Origin of the sequence: Tunturiibacter gelidiferens (assembly GCF_014201335.1) — a bacterium.
Classification (GTDB): Bacteria; Acidobacteriota; Terriglobia; order Terriglobales; family Acidobacteriaceae; genus Edaphobacter; species Edaphobacter lichenicola_E.
This window is the reverse complement of sequence record NZ_JACHEB010000009.1, coordinates 90,718-104,033: the sequence shown is the minus strand read 5'-3', so window position 1 is coordinate 104,033 and position 13,316 is coordinate 90,718. Positions and strand designations below refer to the sequence as shown.

Annotated in this window: 9 protein-coding genes; 1 reads left to right on the top strand and 8 read right to left on the bottom strand. The window is 55.6% G+C overall.

What is annotated here, in order from left to right; translation table 11 throughout:
* Nucleotides 1–11: 11 nt before the first annotated feature.
* The 3 genes from HDF14_RS17925 to HDF14_RS17915 form a co-directional block, all read right to left on the bottom strand.
* The gene (locus tag HDF14_RS17925; protein ID WP_183979346.1) at nucleotides 12–2,795 is read right to left on the bottom strand and encodes a TonB-dependent receptor; all 2,784 of its coding nucleotides are present in this window, start codon (nucleotides 2,793–2,795) and stop codon (nucleotides 12–14) included.
* A gap of 45 nt (nucleotides 2,796–2,840) precedes the next feature.
* Complete coding sequence (locus HDF14_RS17920; RefSeq protein WP_183979343.1) at nucleotides 2,841–3,131, bottom strand: hypothetical protein; 291 nt, start codon at nucleotides 3,129–3,131, stop codon at nucleotides 2,841–2,843.
* Nucleotides 3,132–3,308: 177 nt separating this feature from the next.
* Complete coding sequence (locus tag HDF14_RS17915) at nucleotides 3,309–5,003, bottom strand: 30S ribosomal protein S1 (RefSeq protein ID WP_183979341.1); 1,695 nt, start codon at nucleotides 5,001–5,003, stop codon at nucleotides 3,309–3,311.
* Between the two features lie 121 nt (nucleotides 5,004–5,124).
* On the opposite strand from HDF14_RS17915, the gene HDF14_RS17910 reads away from it, so the two are divergent.
* On the top strand, nucleotides 5,125–6,027 hold the full coding sequence (locus tag HDF14_RS17910; protein ID WP_183979339.1) for a M23 family metallopeptidase: 903 nt from the start codon (nucleotides 5,125–5,127) through the stop codon (nucleotides 6,025–6,027).
* A gap of 558 nt (nucleotides 6,028–6,585) precedes the next feature.
* Here the strand turns inward: HDF14_RS17910 and HDF14_RS17905 are convergent.
* The 5 genes from HDF14_RS17905 to HDF14_RS17885 all read right to left on the bottom strand — a co-directional run bounded on the left by HDF14_RS17905 (nucleotide 6,586) and on the right by HDF14_RS17885 (nucleotide 13,293).
* On the bottom strand, nucleotides 6,586–7,215 hold the full coding sequence (locus tag HDF14_RS17905; RefSeq protein WP_183979337.1) for a DUF4126 domain-containing protein: 630 nt from the start codon (nucleotides 7,213–7,215) through the stop codon (nucleotides 6,586–6,588).
* A gap of 60 nt (nucleotides 7,216–7,275) precedes the next feature.
* Entirely contained in the window at nucleotides 7,276–8,418 is a 1,143-nt protein-coding gene (dgt, locus tag HDF14_RS17900; RefSeq protein ID WP_183979335.1) for a dGTP triphosphohydrolase, read from the bottom strand.
* Nucleotides 8,419–8,485: 67 nt separating this feature from the next.
* On the bottom strand, nucleotides 8,486–10,579 hold the full coding sequence (locus HDF14_RS17895; RefSeq protein WP_183979333.1) for a tetratricopeptide repeat protein: 2,094 nt from the start codon (nucleotides 10,577–10,579) through the stop codon (nucleotides 8,486–8,488).
* Nucleotides 10,580–10,734: 155 nt separating this feature from the next.
* Nucleotides 10,735–12,348 carry a bifunctional phosphoribosylaminoimidazolecarboxamide formyltransferase/IMP cyclohydrolase gene (purH, locus tag HDF14_RS17890; protein ID WP_183979331.1) on the bottom strand — a complete coding sequence of 538 codons (1,614 nt, stop codon included), beginning with the start codon at nucleotides 12,346–12,348 and terminating at the stop codon, nucleotides 10,735–10,737.
* 39 nt (nucleotides 12,349–12,387) lie between these two features.
* Nucleotides 12,388–13,293, bottom strand: coding sequence for a dihydroorotate dehydrogenase (locus tag HDF14_RS17885; RefSeq protein WP_221304768.1), 906 nt, complete (start codon nucleotides 13,291–13,293; stop codon nucleotides 12,388–12,390).
* Nucleotides 13,294–13,316 lie beyond the last annotated feature (23 nt).

Sequence of the window (13,316 nt, the reverse complement as noted above, 5' to 3'; positions counted from 1 at the left end):
AATAGTTCCCTCTAAAAGTGGAACCCAAGCTCTGCCGTCAAAGCACGCGGTGTTACATAGTGCGTACCGCTGAAGGTTGAGAGGAAGTTGTAAAGGGCGTACTTGTTGGTGATGTTCACACCCGTCAGACGAAGACTCCACTTGTTCTTATCGCCGTTGAACAGATTATCCTGACCAACTGAGGCATCAAACAAACTGCGTTCCTGAATTCTAGGAGGATTCTTGTCGTCGTTTTCGGTTCCAGGTGCGGGAATCGATACCAGCGTCGAAGTGAGCTGCGAAGCCAGGCACTGATTACCAGGTATTCCGACAAACGGAGTAGCCTTCACACCGTTGCAAGTCAGCCCAGCCTGAAACTGCTGATCAGGCGTCAAACCACTCAGATCAATCCCCGGTTGTCCGTTGATCGTGATTGACGGTCCACCGTTCGCCGGATTGCACAAACTGTTCGGATCGGTCACGTTGTAGCAAGGCACAGAACCCGCAGTCAGACCGCTATCAAACCGCCAGTTGAACCCGACCCACGGGCTACGCTTGCCGGGGATCTGATACTGCAGATGCGTCGTCTGGTTATAGCGCTCATCATGGTCGATGCGGAAAGGAAACCCGCTGCCACCAACCGTAGCGCCTGCACCGGCAACCTGCGGCGGAAAGAATCGTGCCGCCACCGAAGACATCACAACAAACGCTGAAAAGTTGTGAAAGTTAGGGACATCTGCTCGCAAAGCAAAGCCCGGGATCTTCGAGTTATGCCAGTCAATCGGGAACGTAATCGGCGTGTTTCCAAGCACACTGAAATCGAAGGCATTGTGTGTGTACTTCCAGATGTAATCCCCGCTGATCACGAGATTCTTGCCGAATGCCTGTTGCAATCCGGCATGGAACTCATTTCGGTAGCCGGGAGCGAGATTGCCGTTTCCACCCTGACAAGCCAGCAGTGGATTAAGTACGTCGTTCAGACATCCTTGACTGGAAAGCACTAGGTTTTCATTGAACGGAGTCTCCAGCGTTCTCGCATACGACAAACGCAGAACCGTATTAGTCGGCTTCACGCTATAAGCTAAGCCCACGCGAGGCTCCGCCTGACGCGCAACCGTCAACCCGTTATAAAGATCGCCGCGAATACCAACATTGAAGAGCCAGTTACCCGCCTTGATCTGGTCCTCAACATACAAAGCGAGTTCCTTCACATCGGTCCGGCCGATGAAGTTGAACTGCCCACCGCCACGAGTCAAATCGAACGGCAGCAGAACCGGATTAAATGCAGGCGTTGAAGATCCCAGCGTCTTGGCCAGCATGCCATTGTTCGGAAACAACCCCGCCGCCGCGCACTGCGACGGATCGCTAAATCCATTCACAGGATTCGCCGCGCCATCCGTACACGGCGAGTTGAACGTATTTGCGACAACACCCAGCGTGTCGCTCTCACGCAGAAAAGTCTGCGAGTAGTTGGCGCCAATCTTGATGTTATTGATCCCCTTCGCATACGAAAAATCGGTATGCACCCCAGCGTTCGTCAGAGAGCGCGTTTGAGCGATCGTCTGGTTCTGCAGATTGGGTGGCCCGAGATCGGCCAGCGGGTTTCCGCTCGGATAGTAGTCATATTGATCCTTACGAATATAAGGACCAAAGTTGAAGACCGAGTTCGCTCCAATCGTGCGCGTATAAGTTGGTGCGATATCAAAGGTCCCGATCTTCGAACGCTGATCTGTATCGCCAACATTCCCGAAGACAGGATTCGCTCCTCCGCCACCACTAATTACATTCTGCACATTCAGATTGTCGAACGCGTTCGGCGTCTGAAACCAAGAGCGACTGTAGTTCAGGTTCAAATGAATCGAGTCAACAGTCGTGAGCTGCCGGTCGATACGATCGAACACGTTCATCTCATTGCCCTTATCGTGAAAGACCGTAAACTCCGGAGGATCGAGGAAGCGCCCAGTATTTAAGCCGTCGACCTCAATAAAATTCCCCCACTTCTCCCCCCCGTAACTCAGATCGACTCCCCCGCTCGCCGACCCAAATGTCCCGTACGACGTCGTTACACTACCGGTCGGCTTCCTAACTCCCATGCCGGACCGCGTCGTTACCTGGATCACAAGACTCGTCTTACCGCCAAACTCCGCCGGCGGCGCGCCTGAAATCACCTCAATCGACTGGATCGAGTTCGAAGGAATCTGATTCGAAAAGACCTTGCTCTGCTGATCCGTGATTGGCTGACCATCGATCGAAAAAGAGTTCGACGCATGGTCGCCAAGCCCATGGAACAGACCATTCGAGTCCGCCGCAACTCCAGGCGACGACAACGTCACCAGAGAACTCAGCGAAGATGACTGGCTCTCCAGCGGCAACTTATCGAACAAGCCACGATCCACGTCCGTATGAAACGTTGAATCGTTCTCAACCAGATCGCTACCCGTCACATTCACTACCGTCGAAGTCGCTCCAATTGTCAACGCGGTCTTCACGGTAATCGGTACAAAAGACCTGACCTGAACATCTTGAGTCGCCGAAGCAAACCCCGTCAGCGAAACCACTAAGTGATAAGGATTCAGTGGCAGATTCGTAAACTGATAATGCCCCGAGCTATCTGTGGTCGTGACCCGGCTGTATCCACTGACCGGATTCTCAATCGAGACAGTCGCCCCCGGCACAATAGCGCCCGTTGCGTCCGTGACTGTTCCAACAACAGTGCCGGCATTTCCAGCAGACTGCGACCACAGGCCCGTACTACCGAAAACAAAGAAAACAATTGCAAATAGTGCGAAGATGACCCGTCGTATTGACGTGTGCATACACAACCCCCTTGAGTTTCAACCTGATTTTTTTTGACAACCGTTCTAAGCGAGAACAGAGTCAACAGGCGGTGGTCGGGTGTAGAGTGCAAACGTAAAAAAAGTCTTCGCCCGCGTCGGCGGATCAAAGACCTCAATAGCAGATACGACGGAGGCGACAGCGAGTGTCACCGGTGGCTGAGCAACCTCAACAGCTACGTGCGCAGTTACGCAAAGCGCGCAGTCCGCATGAGAGATGTCGCCAACTGGATGGGAGTGAACAGCCTGAATCGTCCCAGTCGCCAAAACCAGCAAAACACAAAGCAGCGCGAAGAAGATTCTCCACGAGCTCTGCATATTCGATTTTGGTCCAAGACTGAACACAATAAATCTAATATAGCGCGGAATCCCCACCGTAAAACGCGCCCACAACCACCGCGCCCACCATCTCGCTTCAGCAATCCTATGCAGCCTATTGAAAACGAAGGATTAACCGCACATTACACTACTGCGAATTTATTCTTGATAATCTTTCTAGACCAGCTGCACTTCCACCTTCTTCGCTTCGCGATCCAGGAGCGTAATCCTGAAGCTCCGAATCTGTCCCACCCGAACCGGCTCCGCTTTCGCCTCCGCAGCGCTCGGCCCATTCTTCCATCGCGCTGCCAGCATCGAGCTGAACGAAGACAAATCCGGCGCCCCAGACTTTACCTCTTCCTTCGCAGCCTCCGCCACCAGCCCGGCACGCGCACGAATCCCCTCACCCAGCTCCACCGTCCCATGCTCGCCCGAGACCTCAATCAGCCGCCCCGTCACCAATTCCCCATCGTGATGTTCAGCGATGTACTCATCCAACCCCGTCGGCACCAGCTGCTTCATGCTCAGCTTTATCTGCCGCTTCTCCCTATCTACATCAAGCACCTTCGCCTTCACCACCTGCCCCACGCGCAGAACATCCTGTGGCCGTTCAATCCTCTTCTCCGCAGTGATCTCGCTGACATGAATCATCCCTTCAACGCCCTCAACCAGCTGCACAAACGCGCCGAACTTCGTAAAGCTCGTCACCGGCCCCTCCACCTGCGAGCCCACCGCAAACTTCTCCGCCACATCCACCCACGGATCGCCCAACGTCTGCTTCAGCCCCAGCGACATCCGCCGTTCCGCCACACTCACGCCGAGAATCATCACCTCCACCACATCCCCCGGCTTCACCAAATCCCCCGGCTTCCTCACCTTCTTCACCCACGACATCTCCGAGATATGCACCATCCCCTCAACACCCGGCTCCAACTCCACGAACGCGCCGAAGTCCGTAACCCGAGTCACCGCCCCACGCACCCGCTCCCCCGCAACATACTTCCCCGCCACTGCATCCCACGGATGCGCCAACAGCTGCTTCATCCCCAGCGAAATCCTCTTCCCCGCTGCCTCCACCTTCAACACCTTCGCATCAACCTGCTGACCCACCGTCAACACGTCCGACGGCTTCTCCACCCGCGCCCACGAAATATCGCTGATGTGCAACAACCCATCCACTCCTCCGATATCGACAAACGCGCCATAGTCCGTCACGCTGCGCACCGTTCCCGAAACCAAATCGCCCTCACGAATCTCCGCATACCGCCGTTCCTTCGTCGAGCGGTCATCCTCCTCCGCCACCGCACGCCGGTCAACGACAACATCCTCCTCCGTCGCATCCAGCTTGATAATCCGGCAGCGAATCTCCTGCCCCACGAGCTTCTCCATCTCCGCGGCATCCCGCGCCCCACTCCGCGAGCCAGGCATAAACGCCCTCACGCCCACGTCCACCGTCAGGCCACCCTTCACCACGCCCGTCACCGTCCCGACGATCACTGCCTTATCCGCAAACGCCTTCTCCAGCGCGCTCCAATCCTTCGGCTGCTCCACCCGCATCCGCGACAGCTCGTAGTATCCCTCTTCGTTCCGGCCTTTCACCGAAACCTGCAGCTTGCTCCCCACCTCAACCGTCTCACCCGCGCTCTGAAACAACGCAAGCGGCAACACGCCCTCCGTCTTATACCCAATATCGACGAACACTGAATCAACCGACACCGCGACCACAGTTCCCGTTATCTGCTTTCCACCTTCACCAGACAGTCGCGAATGCGTCTGCTCATACTGCGCAAGAATCGCGTCGAACGATTCGGTAGACTCTGTGTTATCGACGGGTTCGAACGATGTGGACTCTGGTGCACCGGGGTTTGACATGAAAACGAGGCCTCATTCCTACTGATTCTGGCTAGAATATCACTGCGACAACCTCTCCGGCCCGCACGCCCTTAGCAACAATTTGCCTCACCAATCCGTTTCTGCCATACACTCTCATCTCATGCTCCGCACGCTCGATCGAACACTTGCCCTCGCCGCCGCAATGCTCCTCTCCATTGCGCATTCAGCTCACTGCGCCACCAAGCTCGACGACAGCGCTCTCCATATCTCTCCATCTCCTCTGATGAACGGATCGCCCTTCCTCATCACACTCTCAATCCCAAGCGAAGCGCTCTCAGTAACGGGCGATTGGCAAACTCACCACGTCCTCTTCTTCTCCAACTCTGACCACCGCACCTGGTTCGCGCTCGCAGGAATCGACGTTGAACTTGCCCCCGGCAGCTACCCAGTCACCGTCGAAGCCAATCTCAAAGACGGAACCCACCAGACACTCCACCACCAACTAACCATCGAAACCGCACCCTATCTCCAGGTGCCCCTCACCGTCCCTGACAAATTCGTCGAGCCCGCCCCCAAAGCACTCAAACAAATCGCCGCAGACAAGATCGTCAAAGACAAAGCCTTCGCTACCTCAGCCCCCACGCGGCAATGGTCAGCCAGCTTCCTCCCTCCCCTGCCTCTCGCGCCCGAGTCAGACTCCTTCGGCAACCAGCGCCTCTTCAACGGAAAGGTAGCCAGCGTACATCACGGCCTCGACTACCACGCGAAGCTGCACACGCCGGTAGCCGCAATCAACTCAGGCCGCGTCGTCCTCGCCAATCCACTCTACTTCGAAGGCGGCTGCGTCGTCATCGACCACGGCCTCGGCCTCATGAGCGTCTACATGCACCTCTCGAAGATCGAAGTCACCGTCGGCCGCCGCATTCGTCGCGGCCAGATCATCGCACTCAGCGGAGCCTCAGGCCGCGCCACCGGTCCCCACCTTCACCTCGGCGTCCGCTGGCAAGGCACCTACATCGACCCCGCCAAACTCTTCGAACTCCAAATGCCCAACCCCCACTAACCGCGCTCCTCCACGCGCCTACGTTTTGCTGTTGCCTTTGCCTTCGTCTTTGCTGTTGCCTTCGTTCTTTGCTCTTGCCTTTGTTCTTCTGGTTGTCATCCCCGAAGGGGATCTGCTGTTGTCCGTGCCTCTGCTCTTGACGCCCTTTCTCCCCCAACACAAACATCGTCATCTCGACCGAAGCCGTTCACGGTCTCATCGTGAACGGCGCAGTGGAGAGACCCCCGCATTTCGTTTTCCCCCCTTCGCATCCGTCTAACGTAACCTGAACTGTCACAAAGATCTGTCAAGCCCCAAAACCGCATAAATAACTGACAAGAAAACCACTTACGCTTGGCGCATCAGTTATAACCAAACCGCTATACTAGAAACAGACGTAAAAGCCCCGGGACAACCGGGGCTTTTTCACGTCTACAGATCCATCAGCACCGCTAAACCCTTTGATAAGACGAATTTGGACGCAACCCTTTTGCAATGACGAATTTACAGGAGACGACAACGCGCAAACCACTGAAAAAAAATAGCTTACGCGCGGGCAAGGGGAGGGGGGGGTACCCCTCACGGAAGAGGCTTTGCTTGCGCCCCACCCTCTTCAAGATCTGTCCCGAACAACCGGCGCAGCGGCTTCTGTATTGCACGCAGCAGCGCCCTGGCAGCCAGAACCGCAGCAGCCAGACAGAGTAGAGCACCCGAAGCAGCAATCACCGGATGATGCGTCGCAAACCACGTCAGCCCAACTGCCACCACATCCTCCGACGTGCTCAGTGCAATATTCGACACCGGCTCCGGACTCGGCGTAACCGCCGCACGCAGCGCAGTCTTCGACCCATGCGCCGCCAGCGCAACCGCAGCACCAATGGCCGTCGCCAGTATCTGCATCTGCGGCGTAAGTTGTGAACTCGCGTGATACGCCACCAGCGCAGCGATGGGGATTCGCACCACCGTATGCAAGCCGTTCCAGATCATATCGAACGCCGGAATCTTATCGGCCACGAACTCGATGGCAAACATAATCCCGCACACCACCAGCACCCAGGTGTGCCCTAACGAATCAAGACCAGGAGGAAGCGCAACCCACTGTGTCCGCGCCAGCAAGCCAAGAGTCAGCACCGTGGCATAGATATTCAGTCCCGCCGCAAAGCTGGACGCAATCACCAGTGCCGTAATGTTCGCCGGACTGAAGCTCATGTGGCTGAAAGTGTACCCCGTCCCAAAAGAGGGCGCACTTTTATTATTCGCTGCGAAGCTCTATCGACGCACAGCCCGCTTGATCTGCGCATATTGCAACAGAATGAAGCTGTCCGTCATACCAGCGATATAGTCAGCTACCACGCGCGCCAGCCCCTGGTTCTCCACCGACTCGAAGTGGCTCACCGGCAGCTCCTCTGGATCGTTGATCCAGTAGTCAAACAATGCCGTAACCACCTCCTCCGCCTTGTCATGCTCATGTTCGAGCGCCGGACAGGTGTAGAGGGTGTCGTAAAGATACTGCTTCTCCTGGAGACGCTGCGCTTCAACCTCGGGCGAAAACAGAGCAAGCCGGCTGGCATGTTTGCGAATATCAGTCAGCGACTCCGCTCCAATCGCCAGCGTGTTGCGAGCCGTATTTTCGATCAAATCATCGGTAAGAACGTTCTGCATCAACTGCAACGCCTCGTTGAACAGGAACTTCTCATCAACCCCGGCATGCACTCGCTCGACGGTCTTATAGCAGCGCGCGACGATCCCCACATGCTCGCAGATATGGCCAATCTCGAGCAGCCCGGACTCGACGCCGTCATCAAGGTCGGCCGTCAGATAAGCGATCTCGTCGGCAAGATCGATCAACTGAGCCTCGAGCGGTGGCCTCTGATCCAGCAGAAAGCCTTCCAGATCAGGATGCTTCTCCACGCTGTAGTCGCGCGAATGCTTGATGATGCCTTCGCGAACGCCAAGCGTCAGGTTCAGCCCGCGATGCGCTGCATAGCGCAGCTCGAAGTGCTCGACGATCCGCAGAGCATGGATATTATGGTCAAAGCCGCTGCCATGCCTCTTCAAACAACGGTCGAGCGCCCGCTCCCCCGCATGTCCAAAGGGAGGATGTCCGATGTCATGAACCAGAGCCAGAGTCTCGGCCAGATCTTCCTGCAGGCCGAGCGCAGTCGCAACCGCACGAGCAATCTGGGCGACCTCAATGGTATGGGTCAATCGGCTACGAAAGTGATCCGACGCACGACTGGTAAATACCTGCGTCTTCCCCGCGAGCCTTCGAAAGGCGCGGGCCTGCACAATCCGCTCCCGGTCACGTTGAAACGGCGTCCGCGAAGGCCGAAAGGGTGCCGGGTACACGCGAGTAAGCAGCAGGTCGCCCGGATCGGCGACAACCGCGCATCGATGCAGATCGGTTGCCATAGTCAACTCTAGTGTAAACGGCAAAGGCCCCCGAAATGACTCGAGGGGCCCTACGCTTCCCCACTAACTACTTGACCGAAACATTCCCGACCTTCGCCAGCTTCACGCGAGCGTTCTCGAGCTTGTGCTCAACCTTCGCAACATCCGCAGGATCAGCATCCGCCGGCAGAGACCGAGAATACTCAGTCATCGACCGCTCCCACTGTGCCACAGCCCCTTTCAGGTTCCCGGTCTTCTCATAAACCTCGCCGAGATGATCGTGAACGGTGGGGTCGGTGTTGATCCGCTCATTCGCTTTGCGAAGATTTTCTTCCGCCAGCGCGTATTGACCCGACTTGAAATAAACCCAGCCAAGCGAGTCCAGAAACGCACCATTCTGCGGATCGAGTTCAACCGCCTTCCGAATCATCGTCAACGCCTCAGCAAGCCGAACGCCGCGATCAGCGAACATGTAACCAAGATAGTTGAGAACGGTAGCATTCTGCGGATCGATCACAAGCGCCTTACGAAACTCAGCTTCCGCAAGGTCATACTGTTTCTGCCGGTCATAAAGCGCACCGCGCAGAAACGCCACATAGAGCTTCTCATCGGGCTTCGTCGCCAACGCATCAGCGCTGGTCAGCTCAGCAGACGCCTCCTGATACCGTTTGAGACGTGTGTAAATCTGAGCTAAAGCCAGATGCGAATCGCGCTCGTCCGCAGTTCCCTTCGTCGCTGCCAACTGCGCATTTGCCAGCGCGATACCTTGATCTACCGAACCTGTATCAGCGAGCTGCCCCGCATACATCAGTTGAATCCCATGATCATTCGGCATCAGCTTTGCTACCTCAGCAGCAGACGCCGTAGCTTCCTTCCACTGGTGAGCATCGCGATACGCATCGATCTGCCCTTGATAACCACTCTTGACGTAATCACCGCCAAGCCCAGCCATCTGCTTGTAAGCCCCAACAGCCTCCGGAGTCTTGTTCTGCTCACGGTAGATAATCGCCAGTCGATCGAGGAAGATCGAGCGATTGGCCTTCTCTCCATCCGTGTACTTCCCATCCGGATGAGCAGTATCTGCTACTAGCTTAGTCAGCACTCCAGTCGCATCGTCATAGCGACCCAGCGAGTCATAGATAAGCGCCTCATTGTAGGTAAGCTCGAGCGAGTCCGGAGCCAATGGCTTTGCCTTATCGAGTGTCTTGAGCGCCTCATCGTAGTGGCCCTGTCTGCGTTCGATCTCCGAGATGTGGATCTGTGACTGCGCGTCCTGCGGTTCAGCTGAGACGACGACATTTAACACCTTCAACGCCTCGTCCAGTTGACCATCAGCTAGTAGTGCATTCGCAAGACCGCGCTCAGTATCCAGATTGTCTGGCTCAAGATCCAGAGCTCGATGGTAAGCTGCAATCGCGTCCTTATTTTTCTTCAGCTGCTCGTAACTCGCGCCCAAAGCGAACTCGACGCGAGGCGAACGATCGTCAACCGGCACCGCATTAAGCACATCTGCGGCGCGCTTCGGATCACCCTGCTCGCTATAGAGCCGCGCCATATTGAGCGCAACTTCTTCCGAATTTGCGTCGATGCTCTGCGCTGCTTTGAATTCCGTTTCCGCCTTCCCCGAATCATGATTCAGACCGTAGAGCTGGCCCAACAAAAGATGTGTCTCCACATCGCCCGGTTTCAATTGAGCGAGCTTTTCATACTCAGCAATCGCGAGTTGAAGCATTTGGCCTGATTGCGGACTTTGCATGTCACCTAAAGAACGCAGATAAACCTTCCCCAAGAGCGTATGAGCTTCGATGTCGTCAGGATTCTTGCTCACCTGATCCTGCGCAGCCGTCACCGCCTCACGGATGCGACCAATTTTGAAATAGAGATCGGCCAAACCATCTTGTAGAAGACGCGAATTCGGATCGGCATCCAGAGCTAACTTGTACTGCTCCACCGCTTGTGTAGCGTAGTCCGACCGGCCCGCGTTAACCGCCATATCTTCGTAAAGGCGGGCCAGGCTGTAGTGATAGTAGGAAGAAGCCCGATCAGGCTGAGCTGAAGTTGAGACCGTGATCTTCGACCCGCCTGGGGTTTGAGCGAACATGATGTGGGCCACAAAAAAGGCCGCGGCAGCGGGAATCAAACGAAAATCGCGAATAAAAGAGGCACGTAAAAAAGGCGTCATGAGTTAGTTTCCTGTGCCGACGGAATAGAAGTCGAAGCGATGCTGCTAAACACTGGTTAGACGATCCCGCGTCCGGATTGGATGCAGGCGGCGAGACCAGCCAATTGCGGCAACATGGCGGTGATTATATCCGTCATTAGCGGCTACTTGGAAGATTATCCGTGACGGAAGTGTCTGACCCCCGTAAATACCATCGCCACGCCCAGCCGATCTGCAGCCTCGATGACCTCGGCATCCCGCACTGAGCCCCCTGGCTGAATGACAGCTGTGGCACCAGCTCGTGCCACAACTTCGAGACCGTCAGCAAACGGGAAAAAGGCATCGGAAGCGGCAACCGTATCATTTAGCGGCAGTACAGCCTTCATTGCGCCGAATCGGGCTGCATCCACCCGACTCATCTGACCTGCCCCAATACCGACCGTCTGCCCGTGTCCGTCGCTGAATCGGGCATAGACAATCGCATTCGATTTGACATGCTTGCAGACTCGCCAGGCAAAGACCATGGCCCGCAACTCTTCCGCGGTAGGCTTTCTTTTCGAGACGATTTGGAGTTGTCCTTCGCTGATGCTTAGCTGGTCCGCATCCTGCACGAGTAGTCCTCCGGAGACCTGCTTCAACATTCGTGGGGTCTCAGTGGGCAAAATCTCGATAAGCCTGAGATTCTTTTTGGCTCCAAAACGTTCCAGCGCCTCACTGGTGAACGAAGGTGCTGCGATCGCCTCAACAAACAGCTTCGCGATTTGCTCCGCGGCCACAGCATCAACCTCGCGATTGATCCCAATCACTCCACCGAAAGCGGACACCGGATCGGCCCCAAGCGCCCGTAGGTAGGCCTCGGCAACTGTCGCTCCAGTTGAAGCTCCACAGGGATTTGTATGTTTGATGATGACCACCGCGGGTTCATCAAACTCGCTTACTAATTCCCAGCATGCATCCAGATCCACGATATTGTTGTAGCTAAGCTCCTTACCTTGCAATTGCTTCGCGTTTGCGACACCTTTTTCGCTGCCATCTGTATATAGCGCAGCTTTCTGATGCGGATTTTCGCCATACCGAAGCACCTTGAGGAGCTGTTCGTTGACGCGGATTGTTGCCGGTAACCGATCTTGTGAAAATATAGCGCTGCCGTTCGGAGTTTCGATGCTTTCCAGAGTTGTCGCTATGCCTGCATCGTAAGCCGCTGTGATCGCGAAGGCGGTCTTGGCTAGATTCCATCGCGTCGTGCGACTCAAGCTACCAGAGTACGCGACCATCTCATCTGCCAAACGGGCGTAGTCTGCCACGCAGGTCACAATCGCTACATCAGCGAAGTTCTTCGCTGCTGAACGAACCATCGACGGTCCGCCGATGTCGATATTTTCGATTACATCCGCGAACGAAACTCCGGGTCGGTTTGCTGACTTCTCGAACGCATAAAGATTTACCACTACCATATCGATCGGTTCGATCTGGTGTTCAGCGACTGAAGCCCTATGACCCTCGTTATCACGTATATGGAGGATTCCGCCATGAACCTTTGGATGGAGTGTCTTCACTCTACCGTCGAGCATCTCCGGAAATCCGGTCAGGTCGCTAATATCGCGCACCGGAAGGCCAGCTTCTCGTAGCGCACGTGCAGTTCCTCCTGTCGAAACTAGGTCGACCTGGAATGAAAGGAGGACTCGAGCGAAATCAATGAGTCCGGTCTTATCGGTAACAGAGAGTAGAGCGCGACGGATCTTACGAAAATCAGTAGGAGCGGCTAAAGAGTCAATGTCGTGTTCAATCATCACCTAACTATTCTAAGCCAGCACACCGACAACATGTCGTTAGAGCCGGGCCGAGCCGGTTAGTGAGCTTACCTGTGCTACATCATGCGCAATACACCAGCGCTTCAGTCCGTCGGCAATATTCTCGACCGCGCGTGGATCCGCGTAGCTAGCCGTCCCGACTTGTACCGCAGTGGCTCCAGCCATCATGAACTCCACCGCGTCCTCGGCCCGAACAATTCCTCCCATACCTACGATAGGAATCGTCACATTCTTTGAAACCTCGTGCACCATCCGCACGGCAATTGGCTTGATCGCAGGCCCGGAGAGCCCTCCGGTAATGTTGGCAATACGAGGTCGACGCGTCTCAACATCGATAGCCAAAGATACGAAGGTGTTGACGAGCGAAACAGCGTCGGCTCCCCCATCTGCAGCAACACGTGCCATTAATCCAATATCCGTGACATTTGGCGAAAGCTTGACCATCAAAGGCCTGCGAGCGGCCGCCTTACAGCGTGCTACCAGTTCCCAAAGCTGCGGAGGATCGGTCCCAAAGACCATGCCTCCATGGCTGGTATTGGGACAACTCGCATTCAGCTCATACATCGCTATGTCCGCGGCCTCGTTCAGCACCGTAATTACCTCAAGGCAATCTTCGATAGTGAACCCAAAGACATTCGCAACAATGACCGCCCCTTTGATTTTCCTCAACTTGGGTAGCTTTTCTGCGATAAAGGCCCGAACGCCCATATTCTGTAGTCCGATCGCATTCATCATCCCCGCGGCGGTTTCGATGATTCGGGGAGCTGGATTACCCGCCATGGGCTCGCGCGAAAGCCCCTTGGTGACGAAACCTCCTATCCGAGACATTGAGACAATGTCCTCAAATTCGACCCCATACCCAAAGGTTCCGCTCGCCGCAATTACCGGCGAACAAAACTCAATGCCGGCGACCTTCACCCGCATGTCAGGGCCTTTGATTCTTGCAG

Coding starts and splice junctions, on each gene's coding strand:
- HDF14_RS17920 (WP_183979343.1), bottom strand. CDS start 3,131: ATGCAGAGCTCGTGGAGAATCTTCTTCGCGCTGCTTTGTGTTTTGCTG.
- dgt (WP_183979335.1), bottom strand. CDS start 8,418: ATGGCAACCGATCTGCATCGATGCGCGGTTGTCGCCGATCCGGGCGAC.
- HDF14_RS17885 (WP_221304768.1), bottom strand. CDS start 13,293: ATGCGGGTGAAGGTCGCCGGCATTGAGTTTTGTTCGCCGGTAATTGCG.
- HDF14_RS17905 (WP_183979337.1), bottom strand. CDS start 7,215: ATGAGCTTCAGTCCGGCGAACATTACGGCACTGGTGATTGCGTCCAGC.
- HDF14_RS17895 (WP_183979333.1), bottom strand. CDS start 10,579: ATGACGCCTTTTTTACGTGCCTCTTTTATTCGCGATTTTCGTTTGATT.
- HDF14_RS17910 (WP_183979339.1), top strand. CDS start 5,125: ATGCTCCGCACGCTCGATCGAACACTTGCCCTCGCCGCCGCAATGCTC.
- HDF14_RS17915 (WP_183979341.1), bottom strand. CDS start 5,003: ATGTCAAACCCCGGTGCACCAGAGTCCACATCGTTCGAACCCGTCGAT.
- HDF14_RS17925 (WP_183979346.1), bottom strand. CDS start 2,795: ATGCACACGTCAATACGACGGGTCATCTTCGCACTATTTGCAATTGTT.
- purH (WP_183979331.1), bottom strand. CDS start 12,348: ATGATTGAACACGACATTGACTCTTTAGCCGCTCCTACTGATTTTCGT.